This is a genomic window from Dyadobacter fermentans DSM 18053 (assembly GCF_000023125.1).
Classification (GTDB): Bacteria; Bacteroidota; Bacteroidia; order Cytophagales; family Spirosomataceae; genus Dyadobacter; species Dyadobacter fermentans.
Genome location: NC_013037.1, coordinates 6546406 through 6568097 on the forward strand (window position 1 = coordinate 6546406; position 21692 = coordinate 6568097).

The 21692-nt window shown below is 52.4% G+C and carries 22 protein-coding genes; 13 read left to right on the top strand and 9 right to left on the bottom strand.

All coding sequences use genetic code 11. The features are described from left to right. The first annotated feature begins 1 nt into the window (after window position 1). On the top strand, window positions 2-580 hold the full coding sequence (locus DFER_RS27045) for a gamma-glutamylcyclotransferase family protein (protein ID WP_015814856.1): 579 nt from the start codon (window positions 2-4) through the stop codon (window positions 578-580). On the opposite strand, the gene DFER_RS27050 is transcribed toward DFER_RS27045, so the two are convergent. Continuing rightward, the gene (locus tag DFER_RS27050) at window positions 534-2885 is read right to left on the bottom strand and encodes an ABC transporter permease (protein ID WP_187293410.1); all 2352 of its coding nucleotides are present in this window, start codon (window positions 2883-2885) and stop codon (window positions 534-536) included. The two genes, DFER_RS27045 and DFER_RS27050, sit on opposite strands and share 47 nt — an antisense overlap. Window positions 2886-3132: 247 nt before the next feature. Then, entirely contained in the window at window positions 3133-3699 is a 567-nt protein-coding gene (locus tag DFER_RS27055; protein ID WP_015814858.1) for a dihydrofolate reductase family protein, read from the bottom strand. A 131-nt stretch (window positions 3700-3830) separates the two neighbouring features. Here DFER_RS27055 and DFER_RS27060 point away from each other — a divergent pair, with 131 nt between their 5' ends. Further along, complete coding sequence (locus DFER_RS27060) at window positions 3831-4253, top strand: hypothetical protein (RefSeq protein ID WP_015814859.1); 423 nt, start codon at window positions 3831-3833, stop codon at window positions 4251-4253. Window positions 4254-4277: 24 nt separating this feature from the next. On the opposite strand, the gene DFER_RS27065 is transcribed toward DFER_RS27060, so the two are convergent. Next, entirely contained in the window at window positions 4278-5576 is a 1299-nt protein-coding gene (locus DFER_RS27065) for an amidohydrolase family protein (protein WP_015814860.1), read from the bottom strand. 215 nt (window positions 5577-5791) lie between these two features. Here DFER_RS27065 and DFER_RS27070 point away from each other — a divergent pair, with 215 nt between their 5' ends. The 5 genes from DFER_RS27070 to DFER_RS30250 all read left to right on the top strand — a co-directional run bounded on the left by DFER_RS27070 (window position 5792) and on the right by DFER_RS30250 (window position 10270). Then, a complete protein-coding gene (locus tag DFER_RS27070; RefSeq protein WP_015814861.1) occupies window positions 5792-6409 on the top strand; it encodes a hypothetical protein in 618 nt (205 codons plus the stop codon). A gap of 165 nt (window positions 6410-6574) precedes the next feature. Then, complete coding sequence (locus tag DFER_RS27075; RefSeq protein WP_015814862.1) at window positions 6575-7081, top strand: DUF3267 domain-containing protein; 507 nt, start codon at window positions 6575-6577, stop codon at window positions 7079-7081. A gap of 16 nt (window positions 7082-7097) precedes the next feature. Then, on the top strand, window positions 7098-7550 hold the full coding sequence (locus tag DFER_RS27080; RefSeq protein WP_015814863.1) for a hypothetical protein: 453 nt from the start codon (window positions 7098-7100) through the stop codon (window positions 7548-7550). A 158-nt stretch (window positions 7551-7708) separates the two neighbouring features. Then, complete coding sequence (locus DFER_RS27085) at window positions 7709-10111, top strand: ABC transporter permease (RefSeq protein ID WP_015814864.1); 2403 nt, start codon at window positions 7709-7711, stop codon at window positions 10109-10111. 12 nt (window positions 10112-10123) lie between these two features. Continuing rightward, window positions 10124-10270: a hypothetical protein gene (locus DFER_RS30250; RefSeq protein WP_187293411.1), complete on the top strand. Its 147-nt coding sequence runs from the start codon at window positions 10124-10126 to the stop codon at window positions 10268-10270. A 114-nt stretch (window positions 10271-10384) separates the two neighbouring features. On the opposite strand, the gene DFER_RS27090 is transcribed toward DFER_RS30250, so the two are convergent. After that, window positions 10385-11176, bottom strand: a complete 792-nt coding sequence (locus tag DFER_RS27090) for a ferritin-like domain-containing protein (protein ID WP_015814865.1) — start codon at window positions 11174-11176, stop codon at window positions 10385-10387. Between the two features lie 27 nt (window positions 11177-11203). After that, window positions 11204-11824: a ferritin-like domain-containing protein gene (locus tag DFER_RS27095; RefSeq protein WP_310586750.1), complete on the bottom strand. Its 621-nt coding sequence runs from the start codon at window positions 11822-11824 to the stop codon at window positions 11204-11206. Window positions 11825-12130: 306 nt separating this feature from the next. On the opposite strand from DFER_RS27095, the gene DFER_RS27100 reads away from it, so the two are divergent. After that, window positions 12131-12685 (top strand): fasciclin domain-containing protein, encoded by a 555-nt coding sequence (locus tag DFER_RS27100; RefSeq protein ID WP_015814867.1) that lies wholly within the window; start codon window positions 12131-12133, stop codon window positions 12683-12685. A 145-nt stretch (window positions 12686-12830) separates the two neighbouring features. After that, complete coding sequence (locus DFER_RS27105) at window positions 12831-14198, top strand: sensor histidine kinase (RefSeq protein ID WP_015814868.1); 1368 nt, start codon at window positions 12831-12833, stop codon at window positions 14196-14198. Between the two features lie 328 nt (window positions 14199-14526). Here the strand turns inward: DFER_RS27105 and DFER_RS27110 are convergent, their stop codons facing one another. The 4 genes from DFER_RS27110 to DFER_RS30255 form a co-directional block, all read right to left on the bottom strand. Continuing rightward, window positions 14527-14940 (bottom strand): SDR family oxidoreductase, encoded by a 414-nt coding sequence (locus tag DFER_RS27110; RefSeq protein ID WP_015814870.1) that lies wholly within the window; start codon window positions 14938-14940, stop codon window positions 14527-14529. Between the two features lie 195 nt (window positions 14941-15135). Continuing rightward, a complete protein-coding gene (locus tag DFER_RS30615) occupies window positions 15136-15576 on the bottom strand; it encodes a sigma-54-dependent Fis family transcriptional regulator (RefSeq protein WP_445438672.1) in 441 nt (146 codons plus the stop codon). Then, the gene (locus DFER_RS27115) at window positions 15483-16919 is read right to left on the bottom strand and encodes a sigma 54-interacting transcriptional regulator (protein ID WP_050774730.1); all 1437 of its coding nucleotides are present in this window, start codon (window positions 16917-16919) and stop codon (window positions 15483-15485) included. Before DFER_RS27115 ends, DFER_RS30615 begins: the two co-directional genes overlap by 94 nt. 160 nt (window positions 16920-17079) lie before the next feature. Beyond that, entirely contained in the window at window positions 17080-17232 is a 153-nt protein-coding gene (locus tag DFER_RS30255; protein WP_187293412.1) for a hypothetical protein, read from the bottom strand. A gap of 486 nt (window positions 17233-17718) precedes the next feature. Here DFER_RS30255 and DFER_RS27125 point away from each other — a divergent pair, with 486 nt between their 5' ends. From DFER_RS27125 to DFER_RS27140, 4 genes are all read left to right on the top strand, one after another. Continuing rightward, complete coding sequence (locus DFER_RS27125) at window positions 17719-18711, top strand: alpha/beta hydrolase (protein ID WP_015814872.1); 993 nt, start codon at window positions 17719-17721, stop codon at window positions 18709-18711. A gap of 39 nt (window positions 18712-18750) precedes the next feature. After that, window positions 18751-19548 (top strand): alpha/beta fold hydrolase, encoded by a 798-nt coding sequence (locus tag DFER_RS27130; RefSeq protein WP_015814873.1) that lies wholly within the window; start codon window positions 18751-18753, stop codon window positions 19546-19548. 88 nt (window positions 19549-19636) lie between these two features. After that, window positions 19637-20644 carry a bestrophin family protein gene (locus tag DFER_RS27135; protein WP_015814874.1) on the top strand — a complete coding sequence of 336 codons (1008 nt, stop codon included), beginning with the start codon at window positions 19637-19639 and terminating at the stop codon, window positions 20642-20644. An 18-nt stretch (window positions 20645-20662) separates the two neighbouring features. Beyond that, a complete protein-coding gene (locus DFER_RS27140) occupies window positions 20663-21652 on the top strand; it encodes a hypothetical protein (RefSeq protein WP_015814875.1) in 990 nt (329 codons plus the stop codon). The last annotated feature ends 40 nt before the right edge of the window (window positions 21653-21692 follow it).

Below are 21692 nucleotides of genomic sequence, written 5' to 3' on the forward strand. Positions count from 1 at the left end.
CATGAAGACTTTTATATTCGGTTACGGTTCACTGATAAACCTGAGTAGCCTGTCGAGGACCATGCAACAGGAAATGGTTGAAGAAGATATTATTGCTGTCAAGCTGCGCGGTTTCACCAGGATTTGGAATCTCAAAGCGCCGATTTTTTCGGATAATCTCAAAAAGGAGATTACCGGCATGTTTCTCAACATCCGGAGCCGACCGGAAAGCTGGGTGAACGGCGTTATTTTTGAGGTGTCGGAAGAGCAGCTGAAATACCTCGACCTGCGTGAGCGTAATTATAGCCGATTGGACGTCACGGCGGACATTGAGCCATACCAGCAACTTGAAAAGGGCACATTCAGGGTACTAGCCTACATAGCAACCGGTCCCGAATTTTTGATGGAAGAGGCAACGGGCGACAGCTTCGTGATGACCAACTATGTAAATATGGTGGAAAGCGGCTGCGCGGCCATCGGTGATTTCTTTCTTCAGGATTATCAGGCAACAACGGCAACCAATCCATTTCCCCTGCTGATGGGCGATTATAGTTTTACTCCGAACGAAGCGCTTCCACCGGATTCGTCAGCGCGGCTTTGATAGCCTGGTAGCTGACCGTAAGCAGCGTGAGCGATAGCGCGAGGGCGCCGGCTCCTGCGAAAAGCCACCAGGGAATGGTGGAGCGGTAGTGGTATTTTTCCAGCGTTTCGGTGAGGAAATAGTAGCTTACCGGCGTTGCGAGCGCGATGGCGAAGATGGTCAGGTACACGAAATCGCGGGCGATGAGCTGCCAGACGCTGGTTACGGAGGCGCCGAGCACTTTTCGAATGCCGATTTCGCTTCGCCGTTGTTCGGCGGTGAATGCGGCCAGGCCGAATAGCCCCAGGCAGGACGTGAAAATGGCCACGGCGGCGAATAGGAGCGTTAGTTTGCCCGTACGGTCCTCCGTTTCGAATTTCAAACCATATTGCTGGTCGGCGAACTGGAAGTCGAAGATGTTTCCGGGTAAATGCTTGTCGAACAGTAGGTTGAGTTTCGGGAGAACGCTGCTTGTTTTGACATCATCTTTTACTTTGATATACAAATAATTAGGCGCGTAGGTCATGAAATAAATGGCTTGCTTAACCGGCTCGTAAGGGGATTGCATGACCATATCCCGCACCACACCCACGATGTGGTATTCCGAATCGTTGAACGTCCCGTCTTTCCAGCGAACGGTTTTACCCACCGGCTGGTCCAGGCCCATGTATTTGGCCGCCGATTGGTTGATGATGATCGCCGATGAGTCTGAAATGAACTCCTCCGAAAAATCCCTTCCCTGAACCACCTGCCAGCCGACCGTCTTTCCATAACTGTGCGACGCGGCGATGACGGCGAATTCCTCGCGCTGTCCGGGTGACTTGCCGGGCCAGGAAAAGCCCCGTGCATTTGAGAGCATATCCGTGACGGGTCCGGACGATTGCGCCACCGACGACGCGATGCCGGAATGCAGCAAATCGTTCTTCAATGCATCGAGCCGCGCGGTGCCCGGCGGGATTTTTACATATACGAGGCCGCGTTTGTCGTACCCGGTTTGACGGCTTTGCCCGAATTGCATTTGCCGAAAAACCCCGGCAGCGGCGATAATGAGGGAAATTGAGATGGTAAATTGCAGTACCACCAATGCCTTTCTCGGTCGGGATGACAGCCTGCCCCCTGCGCCGGATTTCAATATGCTCACCGGCTTGATGGAAGAAAGGTAAAGCGCCGGGTAACTACCGGCCACGAAGCTTACGAGCAAACAAAACCCGATACCGAGCGCTACGACATAAGGGTTGAATGCCAGATCGTCCGGCGAGATGAAGGTGATATGTTTCTTGGTGACCGCATTGAATTCCGGCAATGCCAGTTGGACGAGCAACAGCGCGATCAGCAGCGATGTCCCTACCACGACGAAGGACTCAAACATGAATTGCCCGATGAGCTGGGCCCGCTTGGAACCCACCACTTTTCGAACGCCGATTTCCCGGGCGCGCTGCTCGGAGCGGGCGGTGGTGAGGTTCATGAAATTGATACAGGCCAGGAGCACGATAAAAACCGCGATTGCCATGAACAGTTTCACATAATAAATATCACCGCCGGTATCCACGCCATTTTCCCACGAAGCATACAAATGCCAGCGCGACATGGGGTGCAGGGAAATAAGCGCCGACGGGCCAGTTGTGCTGGCGCCGGCTTTTAAGTGGTTCTGTAATAAGTGCTTAATTTTTTCCGAAGCCGCTTCGGGATTGCTGCTTTCGCGGGTTTGAACCAGTATTTCAAATGTGCTGATGTTCCAGTTATCTTTTACCTCATTGACCCACTGCCTCCTGCGCGCAGCGGTGAACATTTTCCAGGGCGCGATGAACGACAGGTTGTAGTAATCCGAGTTGGGAGGGAAGTCGCGGTAAACTCCGGCTACCATTGCTTCCAGTTCCTGATCTATTTTTACCAATTGCCCGATTGGCTCGCGCGTGCCGAAGATCGACGTCGCGGCGGATTCCGACAGTAATAGCTGAGAAGGGCTGGCAAGGCTGGCGGCGCCGCTTACCATTTCGAGGGGCAGTATTTGGGCACCGTCGGGCTCCATAAACCGACCTTTTTTCCGGAACTTGTTCCCGTTCGCAGTCAGGGTGTAATCCTCGGTGTTCCAGGATATGGCTACATGTTCGAAGTCAGCCCGGAAATTCTCGCGGAGCTCGGCGGCTAGTGGAAAAGGCATATTCGGCGAGCTCACAACCTGCCCGTTTTGCGCAATATGCGACATCACACCCGCTACACGCGTGTAGTTTTCATTGCTTTTATTGAAGTTCCATTCATCCCACACCCACAAGGCAATGAGCAGGGAGGCAGCCAGCGAAATCGCCAGGCCCGATACGTTTATCAACGTGTAAACTTTGTTTCTCCGAAAACCTCTGAAAGCAATCTTAAAGTAGTTTTTGATCATATCGCGAGTTCAGACCTTCCGTTTTAAACATATAACCGCTATCGTTGTCACCATTCGGGACAAATATGGTGCCATTGCGCAGATTGGCTGCAAATGCAAATTTCTTGTGCGCTATTGTTCGTTTTTGAACAATAACCTGTTCACTCACGGGCGAGCGCGGGTCGGCATTTGGAGGCTTCGGGCGAGCCTACCGGGCCGTATAGTGCAGCGTCACCACGCCCGATCCCAGCGTTTTCGATTCAACCAATTTCAGTTTGCTCATTTCGGTATTACTATCGAAGAGACTGATGCCTTTTCCTAAAATAATCGGATGAAGCGTCAGTTTATATTCGTCGATCAGGCCGAGGTTCATCAGACTTTTAGCAAGGCCGGGGCTGCCAAAGATCACGAGGTCTTTGCCTGGCTGCTGTTTGAGTTTACTTATCTCTTCGGCTACGTTGTCTTTGATGAGCGTTGTGTTATTCCAGTCGGCGCTGGGCAATGTGGTTGAGAAAACGAATTTGGGAATTTCGTGCACCCATCTCGCATGTTTCAGGGCATGTTCATTTGCTTCCGGATTATTCAGTACGGTGGGCCAATAGCCTTCCATCAAATGATAGGTGTTTCTGCCGTACACTGGCGCGCCCACGGTGGATACGAGCTCTTCCGCGAACTGTTGAAGTTCTTCATTGTAGGATAAGAAACCGAGGCCACCCTGAGTATCTCCCGCGAAACCATCCAGCGAGATATGTGCAAATAAAACTAACTTTCTCATTTTGAATGTGTTCTTATGGTTTGATAATGTAGACGTTACTTTGCCTGTATCGCAGTGAAGTTTCACTTTCGGATCAATCCCGGTACGGTTTTTGAGTAATTCATCCGGATTCAGCTAACCGATGATAATTTATGAAAGCTCACTACCTCCTGTTCTCGCTTATTTGCCTTGCTGCGCCATTTGCGGGCATGGCACAGGTTCAGCGCATGGCTGTGCCGGTTGTCAATACGTCCTATTCCAAGGGCGATAATGGGTATTTTTTTGCCCTGCGGGATGTGCCCTTATCGCAAAATCAGTTTATTTTTTCAGCAGATCTGTTAAAAAAAGCGATTTATGTAAAAGGCGACAGGAACATCGCGCTCAGCCACACCATGACCGTCAAAACGGCCAAAGGATTCGACATGTATTTCTCCGCAAACGACTATAACATTACTCTGGCGATTAAGGAAGCGCGGGCAATGGACGACCAAACGATCGAGTACAAGGGCACTTTATTTGTCCGGCACGGATCGGAAAAGGAAAAAATCGCCGTGCACGGTTTTCAAAACAGGTAATGCAGCCTGACCGGCGTCTGTGTGCTATTTCTGATACTCCACGACGCCGTTTTTCATGACCATTTTGACGTCGAAAAGTGACTTTTTGAAATCCTTTTGCATATCCCCTTCAAAAACGGCGAGGTCTGCTGCGGCATTTTCCTTGATCACGCCAATCTGATTTTCCATGCCCAGCGCCACCGCCGCATTGGAGGTGGCCGTTTTCAGCACGTCGGCGGCCGGCAAGCCGGCATCGAAAAAGCCTGAAATCGTGTGTTTTGCCGTTTCGCCTCTCGGTAAACTCAGATCCGTGTAGGCATCCGAACCGGCCACGATCCGCACACCGGCTTTGTGAGCGGCCATAATCCGGTTTTGCAAAGGCTTAAAGTTTTGTTTGATTTCCGCCTCGTCGTATTTGATATTCTGGGATTTCAGATAGTGAATGCGTAAATCGACCGAACCGTCCGTCGGAACGAGGTATATTCCCCGTTTGGCCATCGTGTCGAGGGTCGATTGCCGGAAGCCGTAGCCATGTTCCAGGCCGTCTACACCCGCTTCAATGGCCGCATGCACCGCCCAGTCGCGGTCGCAATGCGCGGTTACTTTCACCCTTTCGCTGTGGGCAGCCTGCACGATTGCTTTCAGCTCCTCCGGCGTCAGCACGAGCCGGTTGCCGAACACGGTGATTTTGATCACGTCCACGCCGCGCGCAATGTGCTCTTTCACGGCCTTCCGAGCCTCTTCCACGCCGCTGACCATCGAGTATTCCTTGCTAGAATACTTGTCGAACTCCTTCACCGGAATGCCATATAGCTGGCCGTCCATCGCGCTGATGATCGGACCGGAGATCATCATCCTTGGTCCCGGAAAATCGCCGCGCTCGATGGCGTTGCGTACTTCAAGGTCTAGGTACTGTTCCGAATTGCCGAGGTCGCGGATGGCGGTGAAGCCTGCATTCAGATAGCTTTTGGCATAACCAACTGCCCTCAATACCCTCGTTTCCGGCGAATTCATGATACCGTCGTATGCAAGATTATCAGTCGGCCCCTGCCGGAACAACAGGTGTGTGTGGGCATCGATCAGGCCGGGTGTTACGGTCGCATTTCCGTAGTCGAGTACGGTTGCACCTTGCGGAACATCCAGTTTGTCGCCCACTTTTTGGATCACATTTCCCTTAATCAGTATTTGTTTGTCTTTTAGAAATACATTCTTTTCGGAATCATACATTTTCCCTGCTTTGATCAGGTAATATTTGTCCGCCGATTGTGCCTGAATTGCCGGTGAGTGAGCGAATAGGATGAGGAGAAAAAAGATAATCGACCTGGCGAATAGAAATCTGGACATTAAAATGAGATTTGAGTTAGTGTTGGTCAAATTAAGCGGGCAATGGGCGGTATGAAAGTGCCGTTTCCGGCATCGGTACATATAAAGCGGCAACACGCAGGCACCTACCGGGGGTGTTGGTGATAAATATTTTAATGCTTACAGGCGCCAGGCGTGCCATAACAATGAAATAGGATAAACGTTATGCATTTGACAACCAATTTCCTTGGAAAACTATGAAAAAATGCTTCGCCTTCGCCGTTCTGTTTCTGATTAGTCAGCATGCATTTTCCCAATTCAATGGCTCCGGTTTATCCGTTAGTGTGAGCTACCCGATGCCGGTCGGAAACAATTTTATTAACAAACCCTATGGAGGCGGCGAGGGTTATAAAGGGATCATTGACGTTGGAATTGACTACACGGTTTATCGGGTAGCGAACTGGGATTTTGGATTGCTATTCAATGCCGCTTTCTTTCAATACGAACCGCTGGATTTATCACTCAATACCATCAGTCCCAAAGCTAAAATCGGTTATACGATTAATTTGAAGCATATTGCATTGCAGCCACAAATTGGAATTGGTTATACCAATCTGAGATTCACCGGACCCGTCATTTATGGCTCGACATTGAATGAACGCGCGGACGGGATCGCGGGGAGAGCTTCGGCCAAACTCATATTTTTGCCCGGCAAATCATTCAGTCCCTATTTCGTGGCAGGCTACGAAATGAACCGGATCGGGAAGCTCACACCGGAGACGACAAACACCAGTTTCAACAGAAATATCCAGCTGCTTGCATTGGGCGCGGGGCTTAGCTGGAACTTCGGCCGCAAAAACATGGACGCCAGGTAACGGGCCGGTGGTACAGTGCCGGCGATTTTTGTGCCAGCAGGCAGTTAAAGGAGCTTGTTTTCGAGTATATTTAAAGTTACATTGTGTTTCTGACGTGTGAAACCAAAGTCCAGATCCAACGTGACGACCCCGCCACCTAACCGCCAAGAATTCACTGTCCCTGCTATGAAAGTCCAGCTTTATGGCATCATCGGTGCAGTAGTTTTATTTCTCGTCCTGTCATACCCCTTCCAATTACTTTACGGAAAGCCGATATTCCGGTTTGAAGATCTTCATTGGCAGGATTGGGCGCTCGTTGCGCTCGTTTTTTTCGCCGGCATTACGGTGCATGAGCTGATCCACGGCCTCACGGCCATTCTTTATGCCGGCATTCCCACGCAGCAGGCACGTTTTGGTTTCCAATGGAAATCACTCACGCCTTATTTCCATAGCAAAGTGGCCATTCCTGCCGGAAAATTCCGGGTTGTGGTGATCATGCCGCTCATTGTTTTAGGCATTATTCCCTACATCGCAGGACTGGCAACCGGCATGGGAGGCCTGGTAGCGTTCGGCATTATGTTTATCATCTGTGCCGGCGGAGACGTCCTGATCCTCTGGCTCATGAAAGGGCTGAGCAGCGACACCCTCGTGCAGGACCATCCCGAAAAGATCGGTTTGATTGTACAGGACTAGTGTAAACTGCCCGAAGATGAGCTTGTTTGAATGGATTTTCGAATCCAGGAATCCCGGTCCTGTCGGGAAAATGGGAACGAAAAATGACGAACCGGATGGCGACGGCCCGCCACCCCGGAAATGGGTGATTTATGTAACGGCTTTCATCGGGTTGCTCCTGGCGGGATTTGTATTGTATCTGATTTTCCAAAGCCGGCCCCGCGATGGAGGTACCTGGGTGGTGCGGCTGTGCCTTTTCGCCGCTTACGTAATTGCAAGCCATTTCCTTAACCCCATGCCCGACCGTTCGAATATCGGCTGGGCAGGCGGATTGATCGACAATCCATTCAGAATATCGGATGATTTCAACCGGGCACTGCTTCTTTTCCAGCTTCTTTTATTGCCCGGAAAATTAATCGCTTACGGCCTGGTGATCAGTTGGTTTTTGTGCCGGAATTTATGGCAGAAGATGGTGGCAAACCGAATGTAACCCATTAGCGACATTAGCGGACATCCATTGTCCGATTTCGTACAGTTATGTCCTTGCAGGTATCGCTGGGAGTGCGTAATGCCGGTAATGCTTTGTGGTATAATAATTGGGTTCGTTGGTTAAAAAAGCATTATTCGCCCGCCTGAACACTACTCACAATGCTCCAAAACTATTTCAAGATCGCCTGGCGTACCTTACGCAAAAATCGCGCATATGCATTCATTAATATCACCGGCCTTGCCCTCGGAATGGGTTGCGCCCTGCTGATTTTTGCACTCGTCCGCTTCCATTATCAGACCGACCGGCATCACCGGAATTATGACAGGATCTATCAGTTCACCTCGCAGTTCAAATCGGGTGCGAACGAGTTCAACATCCAGGGCGTTCCGTATGCGCTCGGCCAGGCGGTACGCAACGATCATCCGGGCATAGCGCACGTGGCCATGCTCGATGAATGGTACGCACCGCTCATATCGGTACCCGTCCCCAACCAGGCGGATAAGAAGATCAAGGACAAAAGCAGTGAAGGGGCGTTCGTCGAGCCGGCGTATTTTGACATATTCGACTACACCTGGATTGAAGGCGGACCGAAAGAACTCAGCCAGCCGGGAACTGTGGTGATGAGTGCTGAAATGGCGAAGAAATGCTTTGGTACGACCCAAAATGCCGTCGGGCGGGTGGTGAAGCTCGATGCCCGTGTTCCGGCACGCGTGGTGGGCGTGTTTGCGGATTACCGCGAGGACACCGACCTGGCTTACTCGATCATGCCTTCGTGGCAAACCATCAGGCAGCAACTCCATATTCGCCCGGAAAACGAGCCGTTTTACAACACCAACGGCAGCACGCACTGTTTCGCGCTGTTCAGCGATCGTTTCACCGTCGCCGACTGGCACAGGCACGTGCCGGCGTTCGTCAAAAAATACAATCCTCAGAAAGCAAAAGCAGTGTCCTATCCGGCAGTCGCATTCGGTGAAATGCACCTTTCTCCCGAGTTTGGAGGTGTGAGCCCGGCGCTGCTGACGTCGATGATCTTCATTGGCATCTTGCTGATAGCCACAGCGAGTATCAACTTCGTGAACCTGGCGACGGCGCAGGCGCTTGGCCGTGCGCGCGAGGTGGGCGTGAGGAAGGTGTTGGGCAGTACCAAAAAGCAGCTTTTCTGGCAGTTTATGGGCGAAACTACCCTCATTGTGGTAGCGGCCCTGGCGGTTGCCATTGGCATATTCCATTATGGACAGGAGCTGGCGCACACCTATCTGCACGGCGCTTTCCGGTTCCGTTTTTACTTTGCACCGTCGGTGTTGGGCTGGCTGGCGCTCCTGGTGGCGACGGTTATTTTGCTGGCGGGCTTGTATCCGGCATTGATTGTGGCGGGCTTCCGTCCGGTGGTAGCGCTGGCGGGGCGGGTTACCACGCGGCAAAAGGGCGGCTTTTCGCTCAGGCGCGGGCTGGTGGTCACCCAGTTTGCCATTTCCCAAATGCTGATCATCGGACTGATAGTCGTGGCGAGGCAGCTAGATTTTGTACAAACGAAAGATCTGGGCTTTCAAAAAGAATCCATTCTGACGATCGACCTGCCGAACCTGCCTTCCCAGGACCGGGCTAAAATGAACGCGTTCCGAAACCTGGCGACGGCTATTCCGGATGTGAGCAAGGTGAGCTATTCGATGGGCGGGCCGCCGCAATCGGGCTGGACGAGCCAGACGAACGTCCGCTTCGATCGCCGGCCGGACGAAGAGCCTTACACGCCGCAGCAGGTGTGGGTAGATGCCGACTATCTGGATTTGTACGGCCTCAAACTGGTCGCGGGGCGGAACCTGCAACGCTCAGATACGTTGCGCGAGGCGGTAATCAACGAAACATTCATGCGCCGGCTCGGTTTCCGCCAGCCGGAGGAGGTCGTGGGCAAGATTTTGCATAGATCGGGCACGCCGCTGGAAATAGTGGGCGTAGTGAAAGATTATAACCAATCGGATCTTCGCCAGGGTATTGCGCCCTTGTTTATGAGCACGTTTGCGGGCGGCTACTATTCGGCCAACATCCAGCTGCGGTCGGTCAATTACAGCCGCGCGGTAAAGCAATTGGAAAAGGCCTACAACCAGGTATATACCGACAGCTTTTTCGATCCTGAATTTGTGGATGACCAGATCCGGCAATCCTACCAGCAGGAGCAGACGATGGGCCGGCTGATCAATTTCTTCGCGGGCGTTGCATTGCTGATCGGCTGCATGGGATTGTACGGGCTCGTGCTGTTTATGGTGGCGCAGCGCACCAGGGAGGTGGGCGTTCGGAAGGTGCTGGGCGCGAGCGTGAGCAGCATTCTTTTGCTGTTTACCAATGAGTATATGCAACTGGTCGGCATTGCCTTCCTGTTTGCGGCCCCGGCGGGCTGGTGGGTGATGAATGGCTGGTTGACGGATTTTGAATACAAGATCGCGCTCAACCCTGTCATATTCATTTGTGCATTGCTGGCAACGGTGGTGGTAGCCCTGCTCACGGTGAGTGTGCAGAGCGTGAAAGCGGCGCTGGCAAACCCCGTGAAGTCATTACGTAGCGAATAGGAGCGAGGGGCTGTGGTAGCCGTCGCGATCAGCGTGACGCTCTTTGCCGAGCCGCTGACCGGCCAGCTCATCACGGGCATCTGCCTCATTTTGTTCGGTGTGTTAATCAGCATTGCATTCGGAAAGAGCACTCCGGGTGGTGAGGTCAGCGGGGTTTAGTTTTTCAAACACAAAAAAATCCGTCGACGCTATGACGACGGATTTTAAACTACATTCAACCTTCCCGCATGCAGCGGAATATCTGCAAGCGAAAGGCATCACTCAATAACTCACTCAACCCGTAATGAATGGACCGGCGATGGCGAGGACGGCCTCTTTGGTCAAAGGTTCGTCGAACGCTTCGGTAATGGCTGCATCGGACTTGGAAGCCAGGCCCTGGATGTTAACGCCACCCTGGGTCATGTTGTCTTCACCCGCATAAATAGCCGGTACCGCGCCTTCTTTGCCGGTGATCCAGCCTTTCATCGTTGGAGTGCCCAGCAATGCAGCGGCCAGCCTCCGGGCCACAGCCGCGTGACGGGCTTCTACCGAATGCACCTGCAATGCATATTCGAGAATCTGCGGATCGGGGATCAGCACGCCGGCCTGGCCCTTGTATGCACGAACGCCCGTATCTTCCAGCGCGCTCGAAACGGTTACGAAGGTTTTGTAGTTGGTGAACACATCACCGAAAGCTCCGCCGTAGGTGAAATCAAAAGTCGGCATCTTTTCCGCTTTTGCGCCCAGCGCTTTCACAAGGAACGCCACGTGCTGCGACTCATGCTTGCCGATCTGCACGAAAATGGTTTTGTCGGAAGCGGGTATCAGGTTTGCGGCTGCAATGCCTGCTTTGTAGAACTCATCTTCGAGGTATTCCAGCTTCAATGCGTAATTAAGCACATCGATAGCCGCGGGCGACTGTGCAAACGCCTTGTTGACGATGGCGGCAAATGCGGTCGGGATAGCGGCAGAGGCCAGTTTTGTCCCGATTTTGTTCATAAAGTGACGGCGGGAGGCGTATTCGAGCCTGCCTGCGGCGTCGCCATCAATTTGCTGAAACTTGTCTATTATATTGAAAATATCCATTATGTCTGATCCGGTTAGTGTGAATGATTACTGGCCTATGTGCGCACCATTGATCGTGTCCCTCACGAAGCCCTTAACGGCGGAAAGAATGTCGGCAGGCGGAGTGGCCTTATCCATTCCATTCATATCGATGATGTCGTCACCAGCGAAATCGGCTGACTTCGGATTGATCAGATCGCGGATTACCGCGGCATGGCGTGCTTCCACGGAAACGATTTTGCCGGCCAGAAGCAGGTATTCGGCATTCTTGATCAGCCTTCCGGCACCGTTGTAGGCGGCCACGCCCGTATCTTCAAACAATTTCGCTGCGGCAAGTACCGAGGCTTTGCTCGAAAAGTCGATGGCATCGAAGTTAGGGGTCAGCCCTTTGATCGCCTTGTTGCCCAGAGCTGCTTTGAAGAACTCACGGTGCACGATCTCGTGATCGCGGATGTCTGTGAGAATGGCTCTCTCGGTATCGGTAATACCTGTATATGGAGAATCAATTACCTTGGCATAAAACGCGGCTTCCAACTGTTCCAGCGCATAGGCATAATTCAATACGCCGAAATCTCCGTCTCCCAGGTCCACCACGTCGGAATTCGGGATCGGGTGATCTTCGGTGGTACAGCCTGACACAATTAAAAGCGTTCCAAACGCGGTAGTCAACCCGGCTGAGGTTAAAAACAGGCGTCTGTTGACCAACGATGCTCCGTCATCGTCTGCATTCCGGGATCTGTACTTGGTGTTTGTGTGCATCATCTTAGTAAGTAAAGGTTAATGAGCATTCCTCTTCATTTTGAATGAGTTTCGAGCAGACATACGCAGGTTGAGCAACTTAAGATTACGGGAAACACATATTTATTTTTTATTTCAAAATCCGGCCGGCATATGATCCAACCGCATTGCTGCCGGCGTAGATTGGTCGTGTTGATCGATCGCACACTATTATTCACGTTTCAAGCCGACTACACTATGAAAAAGTTAAATTGTTTGCTCGCCATTATCGCACTCATGGCGATAGGCAACCTTTCGTTCGCACAGGAAAAATCCGTTACTGTGGGCGGAGCGCCGATGTATCCATCGAAAAACATCATCGAAAACGCAGTCAATTCAAAAGATCACACCACACTTGTGGCGGCCGTGAAAGCTGCCGGACTGGTCGAAACGCTGTCCGGCGCCGGGCCGTTCACCGTATTTGCGCCTACAAACAGCGCATTTGACAAACTCCCGAAGGGCACCGTGGAAACGCTCGTGAAGCCTGAAAACAAGGCCACACTCACCGGCATTCTCACCTACCACGTCGTGGCCGGCAATATGAGCGCGCAGGACCTGATGAAGGCGATTAAAGACGGCGGCGGCAAGGCAAAACTGACCACCGTGGCCGGCGGTACCCTGACGGCCATGCAGAAAGGCAAAAAAATCATGTTGACCGACGCGAAGGGCGGCATGGCTACGGTCACCATCCCGGATGTATTTCAATCCAACGGCGTGATCCATGTGATCGATACGGTGCTTTTGCCTGAATAGTAAGGAGTAAGCCGGCCGGAAAGTTTATATGACTAATCCGGTCGGCTAAATCTATTAGCTTTGCACAAAAATACCTTCGAACACGCACAGGCATGTCTTTTGCATTGAAAATTAAAACAATGCAAAACTCTTAACAGAGCATATAATGCAAAAGACCAATCCAAAGGCGTTAAAGCCTGTTGCAGAATACCTGTTTAGCAGACGCGAAGCCATACTCAACAACTGGCGGGTGGCATGCGAAAATGACAAAGCCCTGACGAGTGTGTTTGCGCTCACACGCCAGGAATTCAACAACCTCATGCCGGTTATTTTGGATATCCTCGAACAGCGCTTGCTCGGCCAGCCCGAAGGGGAAGATCTTTCGAATGCAGCGGCAGGACACGGGTTGCATCGTTGGCATAAAGCCATGGAACTGGTAGAAACCATGCGGGAATTGAACCACCTTTCGGCCGTTCTGTACCGCGAACTCGAAGACTACCAGGAGCTGTTTCCCGAGACAGATAAGTCGCTGATTTTGATTGTTTATCGGGAAATCACCGCAGTTCTTCAGGAAACATTCACGGGTAGCGTGCAGAAGTACGACGAATTGCAGAGACTATATGCGACCGGACGGCTGAATGCGCTGAAAAGTACCGTTGAATCAATGAACGAACTGGCCCGAGAAAGAGGCGACATCCTCAGAAAATCGTCGCACGACCTGCGCGGAAGCCTGGGTGTTGCATCTTCGGCCGCGCATTTGTTGCAACTGGATCATCTTTCCGAAAGCGACCGAAACAAGTATCTGCAAATGCTGACCCGCAACCTGGGGAATGTGCAGACGATGCTGAACGAACTGCTGGACCTGTCGCGGCTGGAATCCGGTCAGGAGCAATTGCAGATAACTGACGTGGATGCGAGTAATATCCTGAACAGGCTCGTCAGTGGCGCGCAGGGCATGGCGCAAACACGCAACATCATACTGAAAGCCGACGGGCCCGCTTCCCTGAACGTGCAGACCGATCGCATTAAACTGGAACGTATTGCCCAAAATTTGCTGATAAATGCTTTGTCATACAGTAGCTTAGGTCCGGAACGGAAGGGCATGGTATCCGTATCCTGGGCGTTTCAGGGGAATAATCAATGGGTCATGAGCATCCAGGACTCAGGCCCCGGTCTCAGGGGCCCGGCATCGAATGTGCTGTTCGATCAATTGAAGCCTACCGTAGAACCGACGTCGGTATTGGGCCGGCACCTTACTGAGCCCGACGATGTGCAGCCTGTCAACATCCCGGAGATACCTGCGAGCAGTGAATTGGAGACATCGTCGGAGGCTACGCCCCGGGGCGAGGGCATTGGTTTGCAGATCGTGAAGCATTTATGCAATATGCTGCACGCAACATTGGAAGTTGAAAGCGAGCCCGGCAGAGGTACGCTATTCCGGGTTCGTATGCCTGTGGAAGTTCCTGATGAAGCTGATTTGGAAAGTATTAGATCCGCAAATGCCGGAGCCGTTTCTGACAAAGGCAGTCGGTGAATTGATGGAAGTAACCGCTAAAATGCTTATCTTGACATATCATCCCATCAAAAGCTTCGCATATGCTTAGTGATAAAACAATGTACGGCCTGATAGTGCTTGTTTACTGTTGTCTTTTACTGGCGCATCTATGGCCGTTTATAGCCCAGCGTTGGGTGGCTTACAGTCAAAACAGATCAGTCGGAGAGATTCCCAGACAGTCCAAAAACAAATTGCTCACAGGCGGGCTTGCATTCTTGAGCGGCGTGCTTTGGCTTGTGCTGTATTTCAGATAAGAAAAGCGAACAGTGGCGTTAGCGATGTGTTATTGCAAACGGATCACTAACGCCTAAAACTTCCAAAAAAACAACGTGCTGCGGACGATGGTGTAGGGCAGGCCCGAGCTTTTCACGAGGTCTTCCTGGATTTTTTTGGCACGCATATAGCCCATGCCTTCCATCAGGTGTGTGCCCACAATGGAAAGGATCACGTGGTGTTTGACGCCCGCATTCCGTTCCGCGGATAGAATGTTGCGGCCCACAGTCTGGAAAAACTGGATGGCCGGACCATCCTCAAAAGAAGGCGAATTGGACAGATCGACGACTACATCAGCATTTTCCAATGCGTCTGAAAGCCCCTCGCCGGTGAGCGCATTGATGCCCGTTGAAGGAGAACCCGCGATGACGGTATGGCCGAGCTGGCGAAGTTTGTTAGTGACGTTCGAGCCAATGAGGCCCGTGCCGCCTATGATGACAATTTTCATGATACTGAAATATTTAAGTTTAAAATCGTGTAGATGATTCTAAACTTGCCATTTCAATGCCAGAAAATTAATTGCTTGAATGTTAGCTGTTTGGCTGAAAATAGGCTATTCCATTTTCACTTTATTTAGTGAAAACATGAAATCCATCCTCTTATTTGGTGAACATGAGCGGCGTGTCCGGCTGGACGTTGCGGCTCAATGCGTGTAGTAGTCGGCTTTGGAGATGCCGAGTTTGCGGATTTTCGAATGCAGGGTATTTTCTGGAATGCCCAGTATGTCGGCGGCCCCGCCAATGCCGGAAATCTTGCCCCCGCACCGACGCAATACCTGTATGATGTGCGTGCGCTCGACTTCTTCCAGGGTCAAATCGGATTGCATTGTCTGCGCGTCGGTAGTTACCGCAGTCGCTGGCTGCAAGAAAAACTCGCGGATCATGGGTTCGGTGGTCAGCATCACCGAGCGCTCGATCAGGTGTTCGAGCTCGCGCACATTACCCGGCCACAGGTAGGCCTGCAATTGCCGCAATGCATTGGCTGAGAGCTTCACCGTTTTCTTGCCGATGCTTTTGCTGAATTTGGACAGGAAACACCCGGCAAGGCTTTCGATATCCTCACGGCGGTCGCGGAGAGGCGGCAACTTTCAATCAGGCTGGCCGGCATGGCCGCGCAATTGACCTTGATCATCAGCTTCCCTTTTCGGGTAGACGCATTATGTACAGCCTTGGCGATCAGCTCCTTGCCGGTGCCCGTCTCGCCGAGCAGCAGCACCGTCGCATTGCTTTCTGCTACCAGCGAAATGAGCCGGTATACTTGCTGCATCGCCTCGCCATTGCCTACCAATTCTTCAAACCTCGTGTCGAGCTGCTGTTTGAGATAATCGTTTTCGTCTTCCAGCTGCTTTTTCAAAAGCAGGATCTGCTCGTGGGCCAGCACATTGGAAAGCGCGGTAGAAATTTGCGCGCAGACGCCTTGCAAAAGCGGCCCGCTGACCTGCTCTCCCAGCATCCACACCATGCCCAGCTTCTGCTCGCCCAACCTCAGCGCCGATGCATACACGCTGCTGAGCCCGCGTTGCTCGCGCTGAATGGACAGTTTGAGGCACTTTGCTTCCAGGTTTTCATCAATGTCGAGCAGGATCGGCTGGCTGCTTTCAAAGATCAATCTGATATGCTCGTCATTGATATTTAATGAATAAAACGCTTCATGCTCAGCAACATCGTTTTCCTGAAAAAATTCCTTATCAAAAAGGTACGGCCGCAGGGTAACCTGGTCTTCCGCGAGCAGGTACAAAACGGCAATCCGCGTTTGAAACAAGCCCTGCAAGACATTCGAAATCACATGGTCGAGGTCGGACCTGGTTTTGACGCCGGTAATGTCGTGTGAAAATGCGAGCATGAGCTGCTGCTCGGTCTGCCGGCGCAGAATTTCCTCATTAGCGATGATGTTGCCCATCGCGATCGCGATTTGCGAGCAAATGCCCTGTAAGATCGGAATGTTGATCTCGTCAATGCTCAGCAGCAGCAACCCCACATTCGTATCGCCATTGCGCAATGCAATGCCGACCATCGTTTTGAAACCCATATTGTCCCAAAGATCCAGATACGAAAGCCGGGAACCCCGTTGCAGTTCCTGCCGGACGCTGAATAGCATCGGCACAGGGCTATCGAGAATCCGGTTCTGAACGCCGTCGTGGATCGGATACTTCTCGGCCACTACCTGTTCCAACAGACCTTGATCAAACGTGGAAGCGCCGGTATCGTGCAGGTAGGCAAACATCGTTGTACCATCCGCATTGATTTTACGGATCACATAGCCGCCATCCGGGTTGAGCTTTCGAAATGCCTTGTTGACGACCCCAGCCAGGTCTTCCCGGCTCCGCACGGCCGTCATATCATTGCTGAAATCGAGCAGAAATGATTTCTCGTTTTCCTTTTGCAGGATTTCTTCGTGATTGAAATCTGGGCTGGAAAACTGTTTCATCTGTGACAGGGTCGTTTTTAAATAAAATCGATCAAAGTTATGAAACAGCAAAGTATTGATTCAATCGGAAAATACCGCTAATGCATTGCCAGAAAAAATCCCCTCGCGACTTCCAAAAGATACTATCGCTACCGGTGCATTTTCGCTCTGCGAGCTGGGCTTACGGGAATTCGCTTCCCAGGTCGCCTCGCTCGGATAGCGTGGTCAGATCGATCATTTCAACGATCTGACGAATGTGCTCATCGTTCAGATGCACTCTGGGCGGCATCGGCGAAATGTCGATGAGTTCACTCGAAGCAAGATCGTGTAGCAAGTTGACCACTACGGCCACCATGTGACCCGGCTGGACTTTGATATTGTATTCTAACATATGATGCTGACGACGGTCGGTTCTTGATTGTACGGGAATTTTGACGGCGATGAATAAGTCAGGGCCGCTTCCAGGCAAAATTGAAAAAACCGCGAATGGCCCTAAATAGCACAATTTGGGCATCTGTTGTAAGAATACTAGTCCCTGCCGTTCAGCTCAATACGAGGTTTGTTACCCTTCTTCGGACCTGCTGACTGTATTTAGCGCCGCCAGAAGTAATTGCACGAAATATCGCCAGCAAATAAGTTGTTTATGATTCTATATTATGCTCAAAATCAATGTGTTACTGATTTGGCATACACCTTGTAACCTACTATTCCGTCCGGGCATACTTCTCTGGTGATACAGTTGGATGACCGGCTCGTGACAAAACAGCCAACAAACCGTCGGAATAAGCTCAGTTAACCACTTTTAAGCATTGTAAACAAAATGGAAAAGAACAACAAAGAACCAATGGTGCAGGACTATGCCACAGACCCAGGCTTGTCCCGCGAGGTGAGGGAATTTTTGAAGATGGTGAACAATTCCGGAGCACCCGCCCTGGAAACGCTGTCGCTATCCGACGCCCAGGCCGGCCTTGCCCATGCGCAGGCATCGGTAAAAGTGGATGTTTCGGGGATAGAAATCGACCTGAAAACCATTATCAGCGACGGCTACACGGTAGAGTTGCACATTGTAAGGCCGGAAGGGGCTAAGGGCATATTGCCGGTATTCATGTTCATCCACGGCGGAGGCTGGATTCTCGGCGACTTCCCGACGCACCACCGGCTGGTACACGACATTGTGGTGGAGTCGGGCATGGCGGCAGTGTTCGTGAATTATTCGAGGACGTCCGATGCGCGCTACCCGCAGGCGATCAACGAGATTTATGCAGCCACCAAATGGGTAGCGGCCAACGGGCAACAGATTCATGTCGACGGAAGCCGCATGGCGATCGTCGGCAACAGTGTAGGGGGGAACATGAGCACCGTTACCTGCCTCATGGCGAAGGAAAAAGGCGGGCCTGAAATCAAGCTGCAAGTGCTGATGTGGCCCATCGTCGATTCCGATTTCGAAACCGAATCCTACCGCAGGTTCGGCAAGGATCGCTTCCTGAGTACATCGCTCATGAAATGGATGTACGACCTATACATTAAGGACCCGGCGGAACGGAAGGCGATTTATGCCTCGCCGCTGCAAGCTACTTTGGAACAGTTGCGGGGGCTGCCGCCTGCGCTTATTCAAACAGCAGAAAACGATGTTCTCCGCGATGAAGGAGAAGCGTATGGTCGCAAGCTCGACGAAGCCGGTGTGCCCGTTACCACCGTTCGCTACAACGGCATGATCCACGATTTCGGGCTGCTGAATGGCCTCGCTACGCTCCCCGCCGTGCGTTCGCACATCGTGCAAATCGGCGCCGAGCTGAAAAAGTACCTCGGCTAACCGGCCGGGTTTAATTCAAAGATTATCCATAACCAACTCATGATTATGTTGTATTTCAACAAAACAGTACTGGGTATGCTCGGTGCCGCATTGCTCGCACTGATGGCGCATCTGCCCGTACAAGCCCAGAAGGGCGTTAAAAGTATCGTATTGGTACACGGCGCATTTGCCGACGGTTCCAGCTGGTCCAAAGTGATACCGCTTCTGGAAGCCAAAGGGTTCAAGGTAACCGCCGTTCAAAACCCGCTCACCTCGCTGAACGACGATGCCACCGCTGCCAAACGCATTATTGCCTTGCAGGACGGCCCCGTGCTGCTGGTAGGGCATTCGTGGGGCGGCGTGGTGATCTCCGAAGCGGGCAACAACCCCAAAGTGGCCGGCCTCGTATATGTAGCCGCGTTCGCGCCGGACAATGGGCAGTCGCTGAATGACGTGGCCAAAACCGCTCCGCTTGCGCCGGGTAACGACCAGGTTCGCGCTGACTCCTTCGGTTACCTCACCCTCACGCCAAAAGGCACCTTCGAAAACTTCGCGCAGGACCTCTCCATGCCCGAACGCAAGCTCATCCTCGCCACGCAGGGCCAATGGGCCGCTTCCACCACGGACGAAAAAGTGAAAAAGGCAGCCTGGCACCACAAGCCCTCGTGGTACATCATCGCAGGCCGCGACGGGATGATCAACCCGGATTTGCAGCGGGCATTGGCCAAAAAAATCAACGCCCAGTCACTGGAACTGAATGCCAGTCACGTCCCCATGCTTTCGCAGCCCGCCAAGGTAGCCGCATTCATCGCACAGGCCGCGGCTGGTGTACCCGGCAAAAAGGTCGCCTCGAAATAGCGCTCTCAAGTCCCAGGTCACCTTTCACTTCGTCGACAAGGTGGCCGGGACTTTTTTAAATACCCATTTAACACAACTGTCGACCTTCATGCACATTGGCAAATCATACCGGCTTAAAGAATTTCTGGTCTGGACCCGGAGAAATACGTACACACTGTTGCTGCTGGGGCTTTTTCCAGTGGTATTACACGAGGTATTTGAATTGAAATGGCTGAATGTGCCCTGGCCGGTGGTGGCTTTGCTGGGCACGGCCACGGCTTTTACGGTGGGTTTCAAGAACGCGCAAACCTATAACCGGGCATCCGAAGGCCAGCGCATCTGGACTGACATTCTCAGCCTGAGCCGCTACTGGGGCCTGGCCAGCATCGATTTTTTGAATGATGATTCCAAAAGCAGGATGCTGGTTTACCGGCACCTGGCCTGGCTCACGGCCCTGCGCTACTATTTGCGTGAGGACCGCATTTGGGAAAGCAACGACAAACGCCACAACAAAGAATACCAACGCTTTTTTCACATACCCGAGCGCGCCAGCACATTGGAAAGCGAACTGCGCGACCTGCTGCCGCCGCACGAGCTGGAAGAAGTGCTGGCCTCAAAAAACAGGGCCGGGAAGATTTTGGCATTGCAAAGCAAAACGATCCGGTCGCTCAATGAGAATGCAGAAGTAATAGCCCCGCAATATGCCGAGTTGCAGCGGATGACCAAGGATTGTTATATCCTGCAAACCAAATGCGAACAGCTTAAAGACTCGCCCTATCCGCGGCAGTACGCGGTGATCAACCACATTTTCGTGTGGACGTTTTGCTTTATGCTGCCGTTCGGCATCGTCCGCGATTTCGACCTGCTCAACGAGGTCGTGGGCAAGCCGCTCGAAGGTTACATGGCCTGGGCCACCATTCCGTTCAGCATGCTCATTTCGTGGATGTACATGTCGCTCGAACAGGTGGGCGAAAGCACCGAAAACCCGTTTGAGGGCAATGCCAACGACGTGCCTATTTCGCAAATGAGCCGGCAGCTGGACATTGAACTGCGCGAAATGCTGGGCGAAACGAACTTGCCGGAGGCATTGCAGCCCCGGAACGACATTATCCTTTAACCTCAAACAATCAAACCGATGGAAACGCTTAACCTTGAAATCCTCAATCCCGGCCCGATCCTGGCCGACCTGAAAACCAAGCTCCGGGCCCTGGCCGAATCGCCGCATTTCTACCTGCGGCGGCAGGCGAATGTCCGTCATGATGCGGAGCCGCATATCAATGAGCTCGGTATCCGGGAGTCGTCGCTGCCTGCTATCCTGCAAATGATCGGTATCCGCAGCGTAACGCTCAATGCCCCGCAAGACCTGATGCCGCTCCACCGGCTGATCGACGACATTCCCCCCGCGGCCGCCGACCACGAGCAATGGCGCTACCTCACATGCGACGCGGTGATGCAGGTGTTACAGCCCTTCCTGGCCAACTGCCGCACGATCGCTTTCCAGGACTGGGCGGGGCTGTCGGGCGCTTCGGAGCTGTGGAGCAGCCTGCTGCGCGGCGTGATCCGGCCAGGCGGTAGGCAGGCGCTGGAATTCATATTCTACCTGGGCGACCCGCTTTCGAGGCGGTCGTTTCAGGTGGAAGAGGTTCTGGATATTATCGGTGAGTTTTCACAGCACGGCCAGGTAACCGTCGCGCTGGACGAAGAGGAGGCCATTAAGCTGTGGATGGTGCTCAATGGCGTGCATGAGTACAGCAGCGTCACCGGCCAGGTGTTTCCCGATTTGAAAAGAAAATACATTTCCATATTCCGGACCATCCTCGTGGACAGGCTGCTGGTGTACTCGGCCACGCAGGCGATGATCTTCACCCGGCAGGCACAATTGCTGCTGGCCCGCAAAAAAGTGGCGTCGTCGTTCGAGATAGCACCCGAGGCACGCGAAAGTTTCATTGATGGTTTCTGCATCGGGCTGGTGCGTCAGCTGGACATCGTCCGTTGCCTCGCATTAGGCCTCATCGTGTTTGGCTCCCGCAGCGAAACGGGTGAAAAGCAGCCCGGACTCGTTTCGTATATCGATCGCTGGCAGGAGGACTTGCAACAGCAGGAAATCATGTATCTTTACCAGTAATGCCTTTTTTCAAATAAGGTTTTCAAACTAGCCTTCATGT